The organism is Paraglaciecola sp. L3A3 (assembly GCF_009796765.1).
Taxonomy (GTDB): Bacteria; Pseudomonadota; Gammaproteobacteria; order Enterobacterales; family Alteromonadaceae; genus Paraglaciecola.
The window spans coordinates 3,960,374-3,982,019 of record NZ_CP047023.1; the positions used below are offsets into that span (position 1 = coordinate 3,960,374).

Sequence of the window (21,646 nt, forward strand, 5' to 3'; positions counted from 1 at the left end):
TCTGTTACATAAAATATGAGAAATACAAAATGAAAAAATTCTACAAAAAACTATCTATTGCCGTTGCTAGCTTAGGCTTGTTATTGCAGCTTTCTTCGGCTTCAGCTGCAGTTATTACCTTTGATTACACTAATACAGTGACAGTTGGTGATAACTTCACAGTCAATGTCTTTGCAGACTTAACTGGAGATGAGCTATTTTCTTTTGGTTTTGACCTGACAAGCCTAACCAATAATGTCTCATTTTTGAGCTCTACCGTTCACCCTGCATTTGTGCCTGACAATATAAACGATGTAGACGGCAGTTTATTTGACATTTTTGATGTGGTGACAGGGAATCTACAACTGGCGAGTTTGACCTTTTCAGCTGATGCAGTAGGCACTGATACCATTTCTTTACTTGGGAATGATACCAATTTCGGTGGTTTATTTAGCCTCTTAGCTGTAGATGACATTAACATTTCATTCGACGTCAATGTCATTGATGCTGTCAAAGACGTACCTGTACCACCCACTTTTGGCTTACTTGCTCTAGGTTTATTAGCTGTAGTGCGTTTACGTAAAAAAGGAGAATCACAAAATTAAGGGTGACCTCAGTTGCCCTGACAAAAATTTAATACTGTTTAGCCGATCCAATTAGGGTCGGCTTTTAAATAGGGCATTCAAACTCTAGCCCTGCTTTTACACAAATGCCTAATACACATTCGTCAATTATCGCCCCAACACCTAGTAGTGCACGAGTTGAGCGACCAAAAATTTTGTCCCATTGCTGTTCAGCTGAAGACCAGCCATTTAACTAGAATGCTATAACACTAGTCATATTTGTGTTTCTGAGTGCTAAAGTGAGGGCTGATATAGAATTTATAAGCACATTGATTTTATGTGCTTATGCTAACAAGGATATAAGTCTGTACTCGTTTGTTATTCATAGCGCTAATAAAAATTTACGCCATGAAGTATTTTTTATCTGTGGTGCTATTAGATTTATTTTTATATGCTTGGTTAATCCTTCCTTGTTTAAGTCACTCAATTGCCTCTCACTCAAGATCAATCCATCAAAGACAAAATTCACATTGAACAAATTAAAATCATGCATGGTTCTATTCCGGTGCTTTTATTTATCAATTTAATGGTGGGTTGCGCGCTTTCATATGGCTTTTCGGATGTGATACCTGCCGCTTCGATTTATACCTGTTTGTCTTTATTGCTGGTGATGGTGACAATTCGAAGCGCATTTTATCTGAAGTATAGAAACAATTTTGAGCCGAATAATTTGCGGCCTTATCAACTATCACTAATATTAGGTAGCGCATTTGCCGGTATTACTTGGGGTACTATCAGTTTTTTATATTTCCCAGTAGATGATCAAAATTATCAACTTTTTCTACTAATGGCTTTAATGGCTATGACTGGTGGCTCGGCATTTACTTTTAGCATTTACATGCCAGGATATTTTGCTTATGTACCCACCATAATGCTGTCGATCACCCTGCAATATTTTTTAATTGGCGATAAATATCATAATACTTTAGGCTTTGTATCACTGGTGTATTTACTTGTGTTGACCTTATTCAACCTTAAAATTAATAAGAATTTTAAGGAAAGCTTGGCATTACGTTTTCAAAACTTAAATTTGATAGAGCAGCTTAAAGCCCAAAAAGAAGAAGCCGAACGGGCGAATAAAGCAAAATCTATGTTTTTAGCGGCAGCTAGCCACGATCTTCGTCAACCCCTGTATGCCTTAGGCTTATTTACTTCGGTATTAGATGAAACCATTAAGTACCCTAAGGTGAAACGTGTAGTTGAACAAATTAACGCATCAGTAGACGCACTGACCAACCTTTTTGACAAATTACTGGATATCTCTCAGCTTGATGCTGGTGTGGTGACAGTGAAAAAACGAAACTTTGTGTTAAGTGATATTTTTGACAAATTGTCTAAAGAATACTCCAGAGAAGCACAAGAAAAAGATATCAAACTAAGTTGGCCAACATTTTATCCAGCGGTTTATAGTGAGCCCGATTTATTAGAACGCATACTCAGAAACTATTTATCCAATGCCCTTAAATACACCTCAAATGGCCGTGTTGAGGTTTCTTGCGAAGCGCAAGAAGGACTCGTGTATATTCAAGTAAAAGACTCTGGTATTGGCATGAACCAAGAAACTCTTGAAAAAATTTATGAAGAATTTTATCAAGTCAATAATCCAGAACGAGATCGACAAAAAGGTTTAGGTCTGGGTTTGTCTATCGTAAAAAGAACCGCCGATTTACTTGAGCATCAAATTTTGGTCACTTCCACAGTAGGCAAAGGCTCAACATTTTCAATTGCTGTCACACAAGCTGAAATGATGCTGAATAAACATGACGATGTCATTAAATTAAAGAATACAAAGCCACAAATTCAAGCCACAAATAAACTTGTACTGATTATTGATGATGAAGAAAGTATCCGCGAAGGACTAAGCTCTATTCTAACACTTTGGAAATATCAGGTAATCACAGCACTCGATCTTGACGATGCAATGAAACAGCTTGAAGCGCAGGGGCAAAAACCAGATGTGATCATTTCAGACTATCGATTAAAAGAAAATAAGACTGGGGTGGACGCGATTAAAGCCTTGCATCAACACTTTAAGGCAGAGATCCCTGCCCTTTTGATTACCGGCGACATGATGCAAGATCGCTTAATCGATATAAAAAAGAGCAACTTCCAAGTGCTTTTTAAACCGGTACCGCCAATGAAACTCAGATCATTTTTAAGAAGTATCGAATAATCGATAACTGCTTATTTAAAAGCCCCTAGTTTTTGTGCAGCAATTGCCGCTTCAGTTCGATTACTGACACCCAGTCGCTTAAAAATAGCAGTGATATGCATTTTAATGGTGGCTTCGGCAATGCCCATTTCTAGTGCTATTTTTTTGTTCGATAATCCTTTCATCATCATTTCAACCACTTCATATTGTCTTGGCGTGAGTGACTCAGATGTATCTTGATCCTGAACTGAATCTTTAACTATCGATGCAGGGACGTATATTTCACCTAACATAATTAAACGCAGCGCATTTAACATCTCTTTACTAGAGCTATCTTTTGGAATAAAACCTGAAGCGCCACCTTCGAGCGCTCGATTTAAATCACTTTGTTGCTTCGATGCAGATAACACCACAGCCGTAACAAGAGGAAAGTGTTTTCTACAATAACTTAAAAGACTAAAACCATCTTTATCAGGCATACATAAATCTAATAAAACTAAATCTATATCAGGATCTTCATTTAGCAAAGACACCGCATTTTCATAGCTACTAGCCTCTAAAACAGTTGTGTCATCTTCAAGCTTATCAAACACGTAAACTAAGCCTTCGCGAAATAGGGTGTGATCGTCTACAACAAGAATTTTCAACTAATATCCCCAACTCTAAAATAGCATTTACCAACAATATCGAGCCAAATCGATAAGTATTATAAATTTTCATTATGTTAGTCTAAATCTCAATTTGCACCAACCGATATCCTAAGAACAACATAAAGGCGAATACATAGAAAACAGTTACGAAATTTTTCATCAAGATGCCTCACAAAGTATTCAGTCGACCTTGTTATTTTTATCCGTTTTTTTCTATTGCACTTGTAAACTGGCTATTAGACTTTTGTATTATAAATCCAAAATAAAATTAACTTGTGAAAAAGATGTTTATTGGGTAATAATCTTTTACTTCTAGTTACATTAAATATTTTTCACCAAAGGAGTTGGTTATGCGCAATAAACTAAATATTAATCGATCAAAGATAGGCACTTTTAAATATAAGTGTTTAGCAACTTTGATTTTAACCGGAATTCTAAGTGCTTGTGATAATAGCTCAAATCCTACAGAAGCAACTGTAAACTATGTACTTGCTTCCGTGGATGGAGGCTCATGTGCGCTATTCGACCCAAATAGCAATTTTACTCAAGTGGCTGATACGGCCATTACATCTGAAGGCGTTGGTATTTTTGAAGACGTGCCGGCCGATACAGGATTGGTAGTAGTTGAATGTTCTGGCGGTACTTACATTGACGAAGCAACGGGTGAAGAATTAACGGCTGATTTCTTGCGCTCGTATGTCGATATTACCTCTTCTGAATTTACCGTCACTGTATCTCCATTGACTGAACTTGCCGCACGATTAGTTGAATATTACCAATTAGCGCCAGAGACTTACTTTGATGTACTAGAAAATGTTGCTTTTTCTTTTGGCCTAAAAGATGTTGATTTGGCCACAGTGGTGCCTCTAGACTTAAATGTTTACTATATGGATGGTTCTGAAAATGGTAACTATGGATTGGTACTAGCGGCGCTATCTCAGTACCAACTTGATGTTGAAGCTGACAGCGCTGAAGAGGTGATACAAGAGTTGTTCGTTGGCATGGCAAATAACGGTTTATTTACCAATGATGAAATACGTGACGTGTATTTTTATGCTCTAGAAAATATGTTTTTCAACCCAAGAATTGACCCATATTTAGGCAGTGATGAAGATTTAGATAAGTTCTTTCATGATGTTGTACAAGCACCTTTAGTCTCTCAGGTAGAGTATATCGATGCCAGCCATCCTGACAGTAATAATCTTCAGGCATTAAGCACAATCGACGCATTTTCTCCCTCTGTTTTTGAGCTTGTTGGTACTCACATGTCTTTAAAACTCGGCGTCACCTTAGGTGGAGAGGCATGTAAAACCTACGACCTACAGACCTTAAGTGATACTAATACTGATTCTAAATACACACTGATGTATGCAGAATGTCCTGAACAAGCCATTGGTGAATCTGATTTGGTCGTTATGGACAATGACAGGGTAGAGAATACAGTCACCATGACGGTAGTTGACCCTGGTACTTGGGACTATGCATTAGAGCAATACAAAAAATTTCCCGACGCTAAAATGAGTACTTACAGTGTCGAACAAAAAGCAGTAACAGGTTCAAGTTGGGTGTTTGGAACCATTAAAGGCGAAGCGCCTGCCATAGATCCAAGTACAAGCCCAGCCCATGACTATTACAGCGATAGTTTAGCTATATTTAATATATCTGGTGTAACCGTAGAGCTGGTTGACGAGTCTGATTCTGTCATAGCATCTACGACCACTTATCCTGATGGCTACTATGAGTTTGGTAATGTACCCGAATCAACGAGTTTAAAAGTGGTAGCAAAGGCAGAAATAAAGAAAGTAAAAACGGATGACACTGGCCCTGATTATAATTTTAGTGTGCGTGATAATACTAGCACTAGCTCGCCTAGAGCCATGTACCAAATAGCGACGCCTTACTTTACAACATATGCTGAAGCTGGTTCAGATAACGAGCATAATTTAGTGGCTAAAATTGGCTTTGATAGTAACGGCCAAGCATTGAGTGATGAGCAAAGAGAATCGGCACCTTTTGCTATTTTAAGAGCGATGAAATCAGGGGCTGATGCCTTAGAGCAAATCAATCCTAATATCAACATGCCACCATTAGTTATTTATTGGTCACCTAAAAATATTGGTACAGATGGAGATAAAGCTTCGGGTCAAATTGGAACTTCTCATTATTCTGGCCAAGGTTTAGCGCCAGGTTTATACATTTTGGGTAAAGCCGATTCAGATACAGATGAATTCGACCAAGGTGTTATAGGGCATGAATTTGGTCATTATTTGCAAGACCAGCTATCGTATTCTGATAGCCCTGGGGATTCTCATGGCGACCTCGAATATAAAGATGCAAGTTTGGCTTACGGTGAAGGTTATGGTACTGCAATTGGTGGCCTTTTATCTGGTAGTCAATACTATTGCGACGTATCAGGTGAAAACCAATTAGATGGCTTTTGTACCGACTTAACCGATAAAAACGAAGCTGGGTATGTTAATGGATTCTATTCAGAAGCCAGTATAATCACCCTTATGTATGGAATTGGTAAGCTACCCGGAAAAGGGTTAACCGAGTTCTTTAATGCATTTACCGAAATGAAAACAAGTATACATTCAGCGACTATATTTTCTTTCTTACACCATTATTTAAAAGCAAACCCAGATGTGACTAGTGAAGTACAAGCTTTGATGGCTGATGCTAACATTAAATCAAGCGATCCCTATGGTGTGTTGCCTGAAGGAACAGCCGCAGACCCAGCAATTAGCGCAGCAAACAATAAGAAAACCGCTGCTGTTGGTGCTGATGATTTAGAACGCTTATATATTGAGCTGGAGCTTGAGTCGATTGATACGCCAACATTCGATGAAACACCACCACTGTTGACGACTAGCGCGCCTACTTTTTGTTTAAATAGAAATCTACAAGGCGCAAATGGCTCAAATGGGCTGGGTATGAGTAAGCGATTTACTTTTACGTCAAACTATACGGGTAATCTTTTGTTGCAAAGCATTGATAAGTACGGCGAAACCATAAGTGACCAAAATATCGGTTTTGAAATGCGAGACGAAACGGGTAGCAAGGTAAGAATTTGGGGATATAACGGAGAAAATTCTGATGAATACTTTGGTGGTGCTGATGTTAAATCAGGTACTAAGTATTCATTGAATCTAAATGTTAGTAACCCTGAAATGGTACTTAATGGCAGTCAGTGTGGCTATAAAGTTCAATTGGCAAAGGCTGCAGACTAGCAAATGCAGACTCAGTCAGCACATTTAAAGACCAATAAAAATAGGTGTGCTTACACCTATTGTCGTGGTGCTATTGCTCTTTTGACTATATTTTCAACAGCATTTTTGTTTGGATGTGAAAATCCAGACAAAGATGCTCTGCAAATAGCTGTTAAATCGGAGTCTTCGTCATCAGGCGAGACACTGACTAAACAAGTGAAAAGTAAAGCCATTGATTTTGCCCCCACAGTGTCTAGTGAACGAAAAGGTTTATGGCTTGGTGGTGCACCAGCTCTTAATAAGCGCGTATCAATGATTGATACTTATTATCAATTAAAGGCAGGCAACTCACCTGATCAAGTCATCATGACTTTACGTTTTGAAGGGGCTAAAACTAAAGATGCTAGAGTAAGCTTTAAGCCTATTGATGGGGCAAAATTTTTACATGCAGAGCAACGTGCACAATGGAAACTTAAACCAGACATTGCTTCACAGGTAACCATTACACTCGTTTTACCTAAGAATACAAGTTATTTAACACTTAATACCTTTCAAAATGGTAAGGGTGCATCTAGAGCTTTTTTATTAAACCAGCTCCGTAAACATAAATAACCTGAGTTCTGAATAAAAAGTGTGAAGCAGTAAATAGCTGCGAGATTAAAGACAAAAATCACAGCTTGTTACAGTGCTGCAAATCGCAACTGCAAGGCTGCAGTTCACTGTAGTTATACCCATTGCTCTAGAAATAAAAATTAAAGGTCTGTGCCCTAGACTAAATAAAGCGTATAGTGCGCCGGTCTTTCCATGTATTGAGCCTACTGGCCACACGCCTCTATCCTCCTTATTGCGTTCTTATTTGCTTAGCGTAAATAAGATAGATTTACAGCACCTACTATTTGCGTTCCTCACTCTTTTTGAGAACAATCTGACTTTTAACCTAACTTTACTCTTTTGAGTGAAGCGATGAAAAGCACGCGATATTTTTTTGCGTAGTTTAGGTGTGTCTTTAATTTTTACTTATTCCTTTTAGGAGCTACATGACCACCAGCAATGAAACAGTTCAAGCGTTACCCCCATCGATTATATCTTACGTTAAAGATCTTCCTAATATTTGCTCTCTTAGTGGATTATTCTGCACTATTCTAGCCATCTATTTTAGTATTACCGGCGTTTATTATGCCGCAATGATAGGCATGGTCTGGGCTGTTGCCTTTGATTGGGCCGATGGTTTAGTGGCAAGAAAAATGAAAGGACGAACAGGCAGTGACCGAATTTTTGGTGGCCAACTCGATTTATTAATAGACATTGTTAGTTATGGTGTAGCTCCCGCTATTCTATTGTTAAGTTTTGCCGAATTTAACCCATTATTACTACCTGTAGCTTTCGTAATGATCGCAGCCAGTGCAATACGTTTAAGTTATTTTAGTACATTCGGTTTATCTGACTCATCGAAATACACAGGCTTAGCACTGGATAATAACAGCCTGATATTAGTCTTTATCTTCCTGTTAGAAGCTTTCATTCCAATTGAAACATTTTCAATCATTCTTTGTGTCAGTGCATTGACTCTGGCCGCTCTAAATGTGTCACAGATCAAGACACCCAAACTTTCTGGCAATCCACGAAACGTTTATTTACTAGCGTTTTATACCCTAGGAATTACAGCAATTTACGCATGGAAACTTGCATAACTAAAAGCTGTAACACATGACATTAATAATTATTTCAAAGGGGTTCAATAACACATGCTTGTATATACTGTAGGTACTTTTGATTTACTTCATGTAGGGCATCTTGCTTTACTGGAGTACTGTAGATCACTTGGCAACTCTCTCGCTGTAGGCGTAGCTTCTGATCGTGTAGTGAATTCTTACAAACCCAATGTGCCAGTCATTCCTTTAGAGCAAAGAATGGAAATGCTAAAAGCCTTAAGTTGTGTGGATATTGTTCGTCCTTACGATGAGCTTGAGTATGTATCTGGCTGTATAGAACTCAATGCTGATATTTTCGTTATTGGCGAAGACTGGGGTAACCAACCACATAATTTAGCAGTAGAGTCATATCTAAAATTAGCAGGAAAACAAATAGAAAAAGTACTGTATAACCCTCGTACATCATCAACCACCATAAAACAAAATGTGATGGCACAAAGTAATCATTGGCCAACAGCTTTAGTTGCTGGGCAGCGATAACAGCCATAAAAGCAGATACGAGATTCTAGCTACGAGAATAAAGATGACAGCAAAGCGCTAAAAGCAATTCACCACATAGGAAAAGGCTAAGTAATAGATAGGAGATAGTTGTTAGAAAAAACAGTTAAAAGCTGAGATGTGAATCTGTTAGATCCTCAACTTGGCCGATAACCGAAATTATCGGCCGACTTCAAAGCCCCTCATTCCTGTATATTGTTAGCAGGAATCCATTGGCTAAAAATGCAAAGAATAATAAAATTGACCATCGCAAACAAAAGAGACGGTAAAAAATTAAAATCATGACCTTTAACATGCCCAATTCAAAAGTAATGACAATTATTTTTTCTCTGATATTCATATGCCTAGCCTGTAATTACAATTCAATTAGCTCAATGCATGGTGCCAAACTACCTACTGTGAATATTCAAAAAAATGACAAATTGGTTTCTCCAACAAAAGTTGAAGTAAACTCTCAAGGCATATGGTTTGCCAGTGAAGGTTCACTAGGTTTTGTAAAGCTTATTGATGAAAAGGGCACTGAATTAGCACGCGGTTTTTTAACGACTCAAGCAGATTGGATGACAAGTAAACCCGTGCTATTTTCTACCGAATTAATATTTAATGCGAAAGATAGTGTAAATGGAATGCTGATCATCCATAACGATCCAGGCCCTGGTAGTGGAGATGAGGCGGGAGAACAGATAAGTTTTACAATCCCAATCACTTTTCAATAAAAGCAAACTAAAAAAGTAGCTAGGAGATAGGTGCAGTAAATAGCTGCTAGTTTCGAGATTCTAGCTACGAGTAAAGACTACAAAACAGAATGAGGCAGGTATTAGTAGCGTGAAGTTGGGACTAAATTTAACAGTTCCAGTACCAGTCTCATTCCAACTAACTTGCCTCTTTTCAGTTATGTTACAGTTTTTCAATATAGACGTAATACGCTGGATACACTCGTCCATCTTTGTCGATCAACTGAGCTTCCATATCGTAACGCCCTGCAGGAACGAAACTGGTGAAGTCTACCTGCTCTTGTCCAGCGGCTATCCTTTGACTGCCATTGATCCCAGCAACGTAAAGGTAAGCAGAAGTAAAATCGTCCTTTACACTCGCCGGGAACACTCTGTCTAACTCGATTCGCCTTTCTTGCTGAGGAAACGTAGCATTAATTGCCAAACCGCTTTCGGGCGGAAATCGTCGGAGACTGATTTTGTATTGAGCATCCTCAAGAAACTCAATTTTCCAGCGGCCCGTGCCCTGAGACGCATTGGCGGCTCCATACTGGTGCCAAACATGCAAATGTTTACCAGTCAGCATATCATGAGAAGAAATACGGCTGGGATTCTCATAAGCAGAACCCACCTTGATATAAGCATAACGCTCATTCGGGTGGTCATTTTTAATAGACTGCCACCAGCGTTCATAACCTTCGGCTAAACGTGCAGCCACTTCGGGATGCTCAGAAATCACATTTTCTGTCTGCGCTAAATCTTTAGTGACATTATATAACTCAACACCATCGACTAGACGCCAATCTTGATCCATAACGGCATACTTTTGGTACTTAACTAAGTTTTGACCCCGTTGCGTATCCATAAACAGAATACGATTTGGCCATTTGCCATCCTTGTCGTTAAGTAGCGGTGCAAAGCTAATACCGTCCAGAGGCTTAGTGGGGGTAAACTTTAAGCCCAAAAGATCAACAAAGGTTGGCAAAATATCATAATGTGACACTAAACGATCGACATCTACACCTCCATTGATAGCGCCTGCAGGCCAGCGCACAAAAAATGGTACGCGGTGGCCACCTTCGTATTGACTACCTTTACTGCCACGCAGTCCGCCGTCGAAGACTTTGTTACCACCCGCTGTACCATTGTCGGTGGTGAAAATGAAAATGGTATTGTCGCGCAAACCTAAGCTTTTTAATTTATCCTCTAAGCGTTTCACATTGTCGTCGATATTGGTGATCATTCCGTAAAAACGTTTGAAACGATCTGCTAGATTAGGTACATCTTTGTAGAGGTTGTAATATTCTTCTGGAACATTGTAAGGCGCGTGTGGGGCATTAGTAGAAATGTAGGCAAAGAAGGGGTTGTCTTTATTGTGTTCGATAAACGCTATAGCCTCATCGAAAAAAACATCAGTGGCATAACCTTTGTAGCTTTGCAATTCTCCGTTATGCCAATAGGTATCGTCGAAGTAATCATTACGCCAATAATCTGGGCCTTGAGTTATACCACCAGCAGCATGCCGTACCACCTCGTGAAAACCACGATCTTCAGGGCGAAAAGGGTAATTATCACCTAGATGCCATTTACCGAAAAGACCATTGGTGTAGCCATTCTCAGCTAACACTTGAGGCAGCAAGCGTTCATCTTCCCACAGTATAGAGCGACCGCTAATTGTATGAAAAGCATTGACACGATTACTGTGTCGGCCTGTCATCAAAGAAGCACGACTCGGAGCGCAGGTAGTAGAAACATGGTAATTGGTAAAACGCACAGATTCATCATGAATACGATCTAACTGCGGTGTTTTGATGATTGGATTTCCTCGATTCGCCATATCTCCGTAGCCTTGATCATCGGTAATCACAAAGACGATATTCGGTTTAGTAAGACTCGCCAAAGGCTGCGCCATTTGCTCATTTGCGTAAAGGTTCCCCGTTACGCTCAAAACCAGAATAGAACATACACAATTCAGTATTCGTTTCATATTATTAGCAACTGCCTCAGTTATATTTAGATAAGTACTCATCAAGTTATTCAATTACAATTTATTAACATCAACACTTATTATCGTCATCAAAAGCCAGACTGTTTCATCAAACCTAAAATATTTAGTAATATTAACTAATTATTCTCATTTAGCTTAGGAGGAGAGCAAATGTTAGGCTTATCATGGCAGTGTAATCGGGAGACCTATTGATGCATCAAGTTGCGGTAAATCAAGACACCAACACCTTATTATTTGACCACGATGGCACACTGGTTAATTCTGAACGTGTGCATTATGAATTGTGGCAAAAGGTGGCAAACTTTTATGGAGTCACGATCGATGAAGAGTTTTATAGCGATGTGATGGCGGGGGTTCCCACCAAACAAAATGCTCTAGATGTGGTGTCTCATTTTAATTTATCGGTATCGCCTAGCGTGCTAGAAAAACAAAAGCTCGATTCTGTTATCAACTACTTACAACAGCAAGCTTTTCCATTAATGCCCTATGCAAAAGAAGCGATAATAGCGGCGTTCAACGCTGGATTTACCTTAGGGATAGTCACGGCAGGCAGCAAAACCTCGGTATATAAAACCTTAGAAACCTACCAATTAACACCTTATATTTCGTGTATTGTTGCGGTAGAAGATGTGCAAAATAGCAAACCCGCACCAGATTGTTACTTAAAAGCAGCGCAACACCTTGGCAAAACCCCACAGCAATGTGTAGCAATTGAAGACACGCAACACGGTATGCAAGCGGCGATTTCTGCAGGCATACCCTGTGTTGCCATACCTACCCCGCATTCCCAAAATCACGATTTTTCATTAGCCTCATCCCGTTATGCAAGTTTACAAGAATGGCTACAGGCAGAGATTATAAAGGCATAGATTATAAAGGCATAGAAGAGCAGTATATTGCAGAATGGAGCAGACTAAGCTGAATACGGCAAAATGAGGTAGTTAGTAACTGGGACTATGGAATAGCCAAAAACAACTTACCTAGATCAAAAAAAATTATCTAGAGAAGGTTAAATCTAGGACAAATCATTAGCCTACACTGGCATTGCAGTGGTTAATAAACCAATCTCGAAATTTAATTGGCCCCTCCCCCTGAGGGATCCATCCTAGATGAAGTAAATTCATCATAAACCGTTCGAGAGTTCATCAGTGGACTTTAACCCTATATATTTCAATTACTTCCACTATAATCTAAAATGTTTTATAGTGAAAATTCAGTGCATATAAATTTGCAGTAAGGTTAATTTAAAAATTTTTCATATTAGTAGCATCAAAATTTGAGAGTCTTATTTTCACTTAGGAGTAACAATGAAAGGAACCCTAACCTTTTGCTTTTTTACTATAATCACGTTGATATCTAGTCGCTCTTTTGCCACTGAGAATTTACTTGATTCTCTTGCGAAAGAGATGGCAACACTTGAAAACAAATACGCGTTGTTAGTCACCGAGGACAGAAATCCTCTACCTATCCCGGAGCGAATCAGTAACCAGTACCACTCCCTTAAAAATACTCAGCCACCATCAGAAGAGAAGTTATTAGCTTTTATAAAAGACATTCGCCAGAACATTGCCGACTTTGATATGGCAAGTACGGTAAAATCCGAAACAGATCTTATTAGTTCTCGTTTTGAAGCATGCCAATATCGTCTTCGACTACGCCCAGAAATACCAGCGCAAGTAGTGGCAGTTGATGAATCTTATTTTAGTATGATTAATAGTAAAACCTTTTCAGGTGCCGACTTTCTAGCATTTGAACGTCGTTACTACGCTTCATTTGAGGAGTCTACAAAAGACGCGATTCAGGTTTGCATTGATATGGAAGAATTATCTGATTTGACCTACCGACTTAGATCTAACATCTCAAAAATTTCCGACCAAGATAAACAAAATGTCTTAGTTGACGAAGAGGAATTTCTGACGGCACTGGATCAGGCCAATGATTTAGTGAGTCAAAGAGAATGGCAATTAGCCAATAAAAAAATTCAAACGAGTATTAAGTTAGGTAACCAGTTCAAGCTGAAAATGGAACCTTTATTGATCCGACAACAAAATCAACAAGAGATGCTGACTCAAAGGTATCAGGCAATAACCACAAAGTTGGATGATCTCAAACCCAAGATCGAAAATATAATTAAGCAGATAAAAAGACGAGCGAATAACATAGAACCTTGCTCAATCACCGATGTAGACTACTCCTGTAACCAGCGATGTCCAGATGTGCGTAAATGGGATGTCATATTTAATAGATATAAATATGAGCCTAATTATAGTTGTTTATCCAAATGTACAAATGCCGAAGTTGAAAAACAAAATTGGTTTTATGAACAAGAAGCCTCTTGTAAAGAAGAGCAAAGAGAAGAAGTCGATAAAATTGAACGCATGGAGGCACAAAATAATGATTGGATTGATCAATACAACACCCTGGTTAAAGAACTGCAAAATATCCAATCTAAATTAACAGCAAATTAAAGTAGGCAAAGCTGTAGCTAGGAGATAGGTTTTAGTGAATAGCGAGAGGCTAAGATCAAATCATTAACCAGCACAGGTGTTATTGCGGTTAATAAAACGACAAGTATACTTAATTTAACACTGAGCCTTTTATTATTTTATCCAAAATTAAATTATTAAGGTTGGCCCGTTAATTTCTGCTCGTTAAAACCTAAAAAAAATTTACACTTAAAACAGTAGCTTACAAAACAAAGTCAACTCTAATTTTTTATTTCAGCCCTAATCAATATCAATTTTACACAAATAAATATCAGTTCCACTAATGTTAAATGTTAAATAATTAGATTAAGATTGTTAACAATGAAATCAGTGGTTTTGCTAAAGATAAAGTACGTCAATTACTTTCCTGCTAGCTTGAGGTAGGTACTTAACCGCAATTATCGAGGCAACTTTACCTCATATAACATCACATTTGGAAGATTTGCATGACCAACCTAAAATATATAAAGCTAAACATCCTCTCGATGGCTATCACCGCATCATTGTTTATCCCTTTTATTTCCCATGCAAAACTAGAAGAAGTCAGTGTTCAGCTAGATCCAAGCACCATTCGTAATATTGGTGGCGTCACACAATTCAATCGCAACCAATTTATTACGGTTCACGAGAGCTTTGGTTCGACAGATTTAAACGACGATAACCTTCGCTATTTAGAAGAGGTACTTGAAGCTGAGTATGGCCGTGATGGTGGATTTATTTCGTGGATGGCAAAAAGTCTGCCAGCAGATCCCAGCAATCCAGACATGCCCGATGTATCGAAGATCAGCGCCTTATTCAATGACAAATTTAGCGACAATTATGAAGGTCGTCGAATAAATCCTAGCAACATGAGGAATGTGATTTTATGTACTCACCCTGAAATCATGCACGGGCATGCAAATAACACATCGACCCCATGGGGCCCAAAGAGTGCAGAGGCAACAGCTGAATATACCGCACATTTGTTAAAACATGGATTCACCGACGAAGAGCGCCCTAGGTTTCTTGAGGTTTATAATGAGCCTTTTGTGAAATCGAAAAAAATTCCTACCTCAATAGAAGCCATGAGTGAACAACATAACGTAGTAGCAAAACGTGTGAAAGAACTCAACCCTGACGTAATGGTCGGTGGTTACTCTGCAGCATGGGTTGAATTTGAACATTCTGATTTTAATAATTGGACAAATTGGCAGAAAAAATTCATGGATATTGCTGGCAAGAATATGGATTTCTGGTCTTATCATATCTATGACGGGGTAAATGTGATGGGCACTCCACGGTCACGCACTGGCAGTAACTCCGAAGCAATAATGGATATAGTAGATACTTATAGCCACATTAAATTTGGTGTAGCCAAACCCATCATGATTACCGAATACGGAAAAATCCCACAAGGCAGCATGAATACCTTGCAGTACAGTGAAGAACGCTCTGCTGGGATGTTATATTCGGCGATGGGGCAACTTATCACCTACATGGATCATCCCGATCGCCTATTGCGTACCGTGCCTTTTTTCCTTGGCAAGGCAGCGTGGACCTATGGCATGAATAACAACTATGTTCCCGGTGAGGCAAATCCTTATCTGCTTTGGCGTCGCTTGGCTGACGGTGAAACCTATGTTGAAACCGACCTTATGAAATTTTACTACTTTTGGAAAGGGGTAGCAGGCGAATGGCGACTCAGCAAGAGTAACAATCCCGATGTCCGTGTGCATTTGCTTGCTGACGGCAATAAATTAAACGTCATTCTTATGAATTTAGATGATGCCGCCAAAAAAGTGTCATTAGATGGGTTACAAGATCTAGAAACAGAATCGGTATCAATACGCACGCTCACAACCAACGGTGTTCGCCCAATTCTTGGAGAGCACCCAGCAGAAAAAGCCCCTTTGTGGTTAAACATGTTTGCTGGTGATGTGGTGATGATTCAAATGAATCTAAAGACGCCCCCTAAAACTCAAAAAACGGTAAAGGAGCATCGCATCTATGCCACAGATTACCTTCAAGAAATCCAAGGTAATAAAGAAATGAACTTTACCTTCAACAATGTACCAGAGGGAAAAGGCACGGCAACCCTTCGCCTGTCTCCAGCTCGCGAACAGGGTCAGCAAGCCCTACCCTCATCTATTAGCATTAATGGTAAGCCATTAGAAATACCAAGCAACTGGGCAGGTGATGACCAAAAAGGTCGCCCCATGTTTTACGGTATGGTCGAAGTAGAAGTACCTATGGAACAACTAAGTAAAAACAGTAAAGTTAGCCTAGTTTACCCAGACGATGGCGGCAGAGTAGCCAGCTCAGTCCTTCAGGTGAATCGAATCGAATAGAAAAGTAACAATCAATTTCAGGGTTAGACCTAAAGCAGTCACTAGGAAGTAGATTTTAGGGAATAGCAAAAGACAAAAAGCTGAAGTTATATTAAAGAAAATTCAATCTAGCTTAGATGATTGGACTGAACTTGCGAAAAGATATGGCGTAAGCAACGCAAATAGTAAACTTATACAATCAAAATTTAAAAATAGATAAACTAGATACTTATCTTTGGAATGTTTTACATGCTGTGCAATGCCTATGAGGCAGATACGAGCTAAACGACTCAAAAGATTTCCTTATCTGTGAGTTAAGCAAATTTTGAGTATCGTCTATGGTTTATTTAAGCTTATTCTGACCCTGCTATTTCGCGGGCATATTAAATGCCCTTTGTTCCAAAATTTCTAATTTTGCCACTTCCTCTATCAAAAAATATCGATAGTCAGATGCTACATTTCAAACCGGACCAAATAGGAAACACCGCGCTTTACAACCATAGCAATCCCCCACCCAGGTACTTCATTGGCAGCATTCCCATCTTCTAAATGGGGACGATATAGCCCAGGCGCTTTAGGAATATCAGTCAGGTTTTGTTGCAATGTCGAAAAATGAATTCCATCCTTGGCGAAATTCACCGTTTTACTAATAGAAGCTAGTGATGCAATGCCGCCGTCCCGTTTCCAAATAAGAACCTCATGACTCTTCTTTAAAAGAGGCTCAGGATGTTTGATAAATGGTCCTATAGGACTATTAGCATAAGCAACTCCCATTTGCGTTAAACTTGGCCCTCTTTTACCATGACTAAAAGATCTTCCTTTATAGTAGAGCCAAATTTTGTCATCTACGACCAATAAGCTGGCATCATCTATTCGATAACTATCAAAATCTTCGGCGACGGTCGATATTTCTAAAACGGGATTGTTCTCCACTCTCACAAAAGGACCATCAGGACTATCTGCGACAGCAAGACCTATTCCGGTAATATCATTTACCGTATTGTTTTCAAATTTCTTTTTCACGTTACCTGGAGTGGGCTGCACCCCCGTGTAGTACATATAGTACTTTCCATTATGGGCTAAAATATTGGGAGTGAAAACTGAATGGCTATCAAACTTCCCCTCATCTCCGAGCCCAAGTGCCATACCCTGCTCCTGCCAGGTAAAGCCCTCATCTTCTGATGTTGCATACCAAATAGTCCCCCAATAACCAGACGTTACCGGACTATTCATTCTGGTATACCAGATGTAGTATTTATTGCCTACTTTAACAACATCACTATTATCTCGCCTGTTGAAGGCAGGGTCGAAGCCAATGCCAGTAGTTTTTTGATAGGAAAAATTTATTGGTTTGGCAACCGTTGGCTTCAACTCTCTACTCTTGGATACTTCATTTGAACTACACGCACTCATCATGCATATTAACGCTATGGAACGAAGATATAATTGTATTTTATTCATGGCTATTTAATTGTGTAGAACACATGTATTTATAGACAATATAAGTCGTAAAATACCGTAAAATTCAAGACAGTATAGGCCGTTGAAATATAACCTACTGAAAAATATCGGAGTCGAAATGCCTGCGATATTTCCAGCTCCAAAGACGTATTCCGTTAGTTCCTGTTAACAACATAGGGGAATGACGTATGAGCCGGAATCCATAAAAGCAGGGTGAAGCAGGTAAAGATAAGAGCGATGTAGGTCGTGGCTTTAGCCCGTCAATGTAAAAAATAGACGCCATAAATGGACGACCTACAAAAGAAGAGAAGAATTTGAACCACAGAGGGCACAGAGGAATGGGTGTTAAGGCAACCCCCACATCACTTCATTCTGGTAATCGCTACTATCGTCATTCCGACAGTCTAACTATCGTCATTACGGTTGCTTCCACTATCGTCATTCCGGTTGCTGCCACTATCGTCATTCCGGTTGCTGCCACTATCGTCATTCCGGTGTGCTTTTAAGCCGGAATCCAAGGCTTTTAAGGGCTTTAGAGCAGCAGAAAGCAAAAAATACAATTCACCCGACATTTAAAATGGCTGGCTTGTTAGCTCTGATTGTTAAGATTATTGAATAAGCACCGCTATTTGAGTTTATAATGGCGGTCAAATAGTTTGCGCAATTGAGCGACCCAGGTGAGTAAAAAATGGCCCATAAAGTACGTTATAAGTTTAATGGTGTGGCAAAAGAAATAAGCTTTTCTTACAGCCGCTATCAAAATATGCATGAGGCAGTGGCCGATGCTGAAGGACTAGACCTAACCCAGTTTTTGCAAACTGAGCAGCAAGTAGCCTCAATCAGTAAAGACAAAGCTACCGTAAGAAATTTTAGAGATGCCGAATTTATAAAAATGGGGTTTACTGAATTATACTTCTTAAAAAATGGCCAAGAATGATGATCGTTTTTGGTCATGCACTCAATAGTGTCGTGAGCAGTAGCGCTGCTGCAGTTAAGATTATAGATTATAGCCAGCATCAACAAATCGACAGGAAAGCCTTAAAAGACTAAAAGCTATTTACCACAGAGGGCACAGAGGCTGCGCGCACCAAGATTATTCGCTTCGCTTACAAAAGCATTCACTTCGTTCACCGTCATCCATGACGTTTTTCACCCAACATCCCTGCTGGACGACTGACTTTTCTTCAACAGCTAAGAAAAGTAAGCAAAAGAAGCCGGCCTCCAACAAAGCTCTTATCCTATTTTTTATAAACTCAAAAGGCCGTGCTGATTTGTTCCCGACAAAACACCACTCAATTGGCTATCCATGCCAATTGTCCTATTGAGTTTTTAACAAAAAATAGCGAGCTTTGAGTCGCGATAAAATCAAAAGCATGGCTTCGCCACAAAAGATATGTATTAAGGAAATTCGATATTATACAAACGCGTCCTATGATGGCTGTCCAGATAAGTTCCTGCTGATAACTGTTAGCTAATTTTAGCTCTTTGTTTCACTTGCTCACGAGCTTGAAGTTTTTCAGATATTTGTTGGTACAATCTGGCCTCTTCATTTTCTCGATCCGTGATTGATATCGCTAAAGCATAACTTTCTTCATCGTTTACTTGATTCTGAGCCCAAGGCTGATCTTGTCGAGTAATAACTAAAAAAAGCTTTCTTGGTTTTCCAAATTGATTATACGTCCATGTACTCGATTGAAGTGTTCCTCTGCTTCTATCGTCTTGTGTTATATCTCGTTTAGATCCGTCACTTTCACTAATAGAATTTATTTGTGTTTTATTTTCATTATTAAAAGCTTTGGCGACCGAATCTAATGAATCTCCGTTTACTAAATGAAATTTCATCTTAGTCGCAAGGTACTCTAACCTAGTAGTACGAACAGATGGACTGTATGCGAGGCTGGCGGTAATTGTTCTAATCGCTTTACCTTTACGAAAGTAATCATCGGGTATAGGAATTTCAAAAAATTGATGTTTATCATTTTCAATTTTTTCTTCAGTTATTAAAACAACATGCTCTTCAGAAGATTTGAATAAACTATCTTCATCTACAACGCCATAACCTGCTACTCGTCGAGTATGCTCTTTATTTTCAAAAGTTGACGCTATCTCTTGTGTTACATAAGCTTGATTAGCTAATAATGCTCGAAGTAGATTCGCAGAAGCTTGAGGATAATTATTCAGTAGCCTACCAGCTAAATGAGCTATGTATGGAGCAGAAAAGCTAGTTCCACTGAACTCGCTAAGCAAGGTATTACCTTGCGGGTTATGATTCAGTGTTACAACGCCAAGGTGTTTGGATATTTGATTCCAACTTTGTCCCTCTCTTCTTGCAGGTATAGCAAAGTTTCCACCATGAGCTAGCAAATCAGGTTTTAATGCAGACTTATTACTTTGACTACTTCTTGAAAATGGAGATATTTGTCCTTCATTCGCTACGTGCAGATCATTAATTTCACCCTGTAGCTGATATCTACGCTCTGCATAGGTCATTGTATGCTTTGCAATAGAGCCAACAGTTAAAACGTTTGCCGCTGGAGCAGGATCAATTAAAGCTGCATCCTCAGATAGCAGATAAGATGGGTAATCATCCCGCCAATTGTTAATTATGTCTGAACCATTATAGTTACCAGATGATACAACGATTAAAATATCTAATTTTCTAGCAAGCTCATCTAAAGTAACAGCAATACCTGATATATGGTTATGCTTATAAGGCGCATTTAAGTTTCCTAAAGACAAATTATAAATGCGACAGTCATATTCATCATGGAAATAGGTGATAGCATTAACCAGAGTTGTTTCTATCGTTTTTTCATCAAATACTGGCTCGCCATGCTCATCTTGAGTTAATACTTTTCCACTCAACAGCCATAATTCACGAGTCCATTCGTTCGCCTCTATCCTTTCTTCTAAATCACCAAATAATGCCACCCCAGCTACTGCTGTGCCGTGACCTACTGTGTCCGTAGCATCTTCACCATCAATAAAGCTTTGCGCATCACCTACAGCGCCTTGTAATAATATATGATTGGCGTTTATACCACTATCTAATATACAAATTTTGCTTGCGGCGTCAGTTAATTCATTTAATTTAGGAGGCAATACATTAACATCGATATTTAACTGAGAGAACTCAACACCAGTTCTTGGAGGTAGGTCTACCTGCCTAATATCTTTATGATTTAGAAGGCTTTCAGCTTTCTCTATATTGACAGTTACACGAAACATCACAAGGCTATCGCGATTAACTTTATCAAGTTTTTGTATTGCTGAAGAATTTAACCACGCTTCAAAATCTACAATTAAGTTATTTCTTTCTACGCTGCCAGCATCACCAATTGGCCATAGTTCAACATCTAATCTAAAAATTTCTTCTTTTGGGTAGCCAAATTGTTGTAATCCCCAGCTCTTTCTTTCTTCAGCACCCCAAGCATCTATTTTATCAATTGCAAATAGTAAGTTTGCATAAGTTACATGTTCGCCGTCAACCAATCTGGATAGTCGACTATTAAACTCATTTAGCTGTTGTTCATCAGCAAATGCAAGATATACGGTTTCATCTTGCTGACCAATGATCGAAATACCATGTTTAGTGATATCTTCGAAGCTCATTTTTTCAGACAGTTTGATTTGAATAATGTTGCGAGATGCATTCCCACCAACTTGCGATGAAATGCTTTCCTGAAAAGACACTACTTGTTTTTGTAAGTTTCGACCGTGTTCTTTTGGGTTATCACATTTGATTTTTGAACCGAATCCGTTACGAGATCTTCTAGGGGTTAATGGTACTTCCTTTGAAAAAGAAAGATGAGGATATACTCCCGCCATATTACATTCCTTTGTTTATTA

General features: G+C 39.0%; 16 protein-coding genes. 12 read left to right on the top strand and 4 right to left on the bottom strand.

Going from position 1 to position 21,646, the window contains the following annotated elements; genetic code table 11:
• Positions 1-29 precede the first annotated feature (29 nt).
• Positions 30-584: a hypothetical protein gene (locus GQR87_RS16395; RefSeq protein WP_158971171.1), complete on the top strand. Its 555-nt coding sequence runs from the start codon at positions 30-32 to the stop codon at positions 582-584.
• A 445-nt stretch (positions 585-1,029) separates the two neighbouring features.
• A complete protein-coding gene (locus GQR87_RS16400; protein ID WP_158971173.1) occupies positions 1,030-2,775 on the top strand; it encodes a hybrid sensor histidine kinase/response regulator in 1,746 nt (581 codons plus the stop codon).
• An 11-nt stretch (positions 2,776-2,786) separates the two neighbouring features.
• Here the strand turns inward: GQR87_RS16400 and GQR87_RS16405 are convergent, their stop codons facing one another.
• The gene (locus GQR87_RS16405) at positions 2,787-3,401 is read right to left on the bottom strand and encodes a response regulator transcription factor (RefSeq protein ID WP_158971175.1); all 615 of its coding nucleotides are present in this window, start codon (positions 3,399-3,401) and stop codon (positions 2,787-2,789) included.
• Positions 3,402-3,754: 353 nt separating this feature from the next.
• Between GQR87_RS16405 and GQR87_RS16410 the strand changes: the two genes are divergently transcribed.
• From GQR87_RS16410 to GQR87_RS16430, 5 genes are all read left to right on the top strand, one after another.
• On the top strand, positions 3,755-6,634 hold the full coding sequence (locus tag GQR87_RS16410) for a hypothetical protein (protein ID WP_158971177.1): 2,880 nt from the start codon (positions 3,755-3,757) through the stop codon (positions 6,632-6,634).
• Positions 6,635-6,637: 3 nt separating this feature from the next.
• On the top strand, positions 6,638-7,225 hold the full coding sequence (locus tag GQR87_RS16415) for a hypothetical protein (RefSeq protein ID WP_158971179.1): 588 nt from the start codon (positions 6,638-6,640) through the stop codon (positions 7,223-7,225).
• A 425-nt stretch (positions 7,226-7,650) separates the two neighbouring features.
• Positions 7,651-8,304, top strand: coding sequence for a phosphatidylcholine/phosphatidylserine synthase (locus tag GQR87_RS16420; protein ID WP_158971181.1), 654 nt, complete (start codon positions 7,651-7,653; stop codon positions 8,302-8,304).
• 54 nt (positions 8,305-8,358) lie between these two features.
• Positions 8,359-8,805 carry an adenylyltransferase/cytidyltransferase family protein gene (locus GQR87_RS16425; protein WP_158971183.1) on the top strand — a complete coding sequence of 149 codons (447 nt, stop codon included), beginning with the start codon at positions 8,359-8,361 and terminating at the stop codon, positions 8,803-8,805.
• 311 nt (positions 8,806-9,116) lie between these two features.
• Positions 9,117-9,539 carry a hypothetical protein gene (locus GQR87_RS16430; RefSeq protein WP_158971185.1) on the top strand — a complete coding sequence of 141 codons (423 nt, stop codon included), beginning with the start codon at positions 9,117-9,119 and terminating at the stop codon, positions 9,537-9,539.
• A gap of 181 nt (positions 9,540-9,720) precedes the next feature.
• Here GQR87_RS16430 and GQR87_RS16435 read toward each other — a convergent pair whose 3' ends face one another.
• A complete protein-coding gene (locus tag GQR87_RS16435; protein ID WP_158971187.1) occupies positions 9,721-11,523 on the bottom strand; it encodes an arylsulfatase in 1,803 nt (600 codons plus the stop codon).
• A gap of 212 nt (positions 11,524-11,735) precedes the next feature.
• Between GQR87_RS16435 and GQR87_RS16440 the strand changes: the two genes are divergently transcribed.
• The 3 genes from GQR87_RS16440 to GQR87_RS16450 all read left to right on the top strand — a co-directional run bounded on the left by GQR87_RS16440 (position 11,736) and on the right by GQR87_RS16450 (position 16,357).
• Positions 11,736-12,413: an HAD family phosphatase gene (locus GQR87_RS16440; RefSeq protein ID WP_158973061.1), complete on the top strand. Its 678-nt coding sequence runs from the start codon at positions 11,736-11,738 to the stop codon at positions 12,411-12,413.
• A 438-nt stretch (positions 12,414-12,851) separates the two neighbouring features.
• A complete protein-coding gene (locus GQR87_RS16445) occupies positions 12,852-14,012 on the top strand; it encodes a hypothetical protein (protein WP_158971190.1) in 1,161 nt (386 codons plus the stop codon).
• A gap of 464 nt (positions 14,013-14,476) precedes the next feature.
• Positions 14,477-16,357 carry a hypothetical protein gene (locus tag GQR87_RS16450; RefSeq protein WP_199271632.1) on the top strand — a complete coding sequence of 627 codons (1,881 nt, stop codon included), beginning with the start codon at positions 14,477-14,479 and terminating at the stop codon, positions 16,355-16,357.
• Between the two features lie 432 nt (positions 16,358-16,789).
• On the opposite strand, the gene GQR87_RS16455 is transcribed toward GQR87_RS16450, so the two are convergent.
• A complete protein-coding gene (locus GQR87_RS16455) occupies positions 16,790-17,707 on the bottom strand; it encodes a family 43 glycosylhydrolase (protein WP_158971191.1) in 918 nt (305 codons plus the stop codon).
• A 428-nt stretch (positions 17,708-18,135) separates the two neighbouring features.
• On the opposite strand from GQR87_RS16455, the gene GQR87_RS16460 reads away from it, so the two are divergent.
• Both GQR87_RS16460 and GQR87_RS16465 read left to right on the top strand, forming a co-directional pair.
• Positions 18,136-18,303, top strand: a complete 168-nt coding sequence (locus GQR87_RS16460; RefSeq protein ID WP_158971193.1) for a hypothetical protein — start codon at positions 18,136-18,138, stop codon at positions 18,301-18,303.
• A 182-nt stretch (positions 18,304-18,485) separates the two neighbouring features.
• Entirely contained in the window at positions 18,486-18,734 is a 249-nt protein-coding gene (locus tag GQR87_RS16465; RefSeq protein WP_158971195.1) for a DUF2960 family protein, read from the top strand.
• 530 nt (positions 18,735-19,264) lie between these two features.
• Here the strand turns inward: GQR87_RS16465 and GQR87_RS16470 are convergent.
• On the bottom strand, positions 19,265-21,625 hold the full coding sequence (locus GQR87_RS16470; RefSeq protein WP_158971197.1) for a S8 family peptidase: 2,361 nt from the start codon (positions 21,623-21,625) through the stop codon (positions 19,265-19,267).
• Positions 21,626-21,646: the final 21 nt, after the last annotated feature.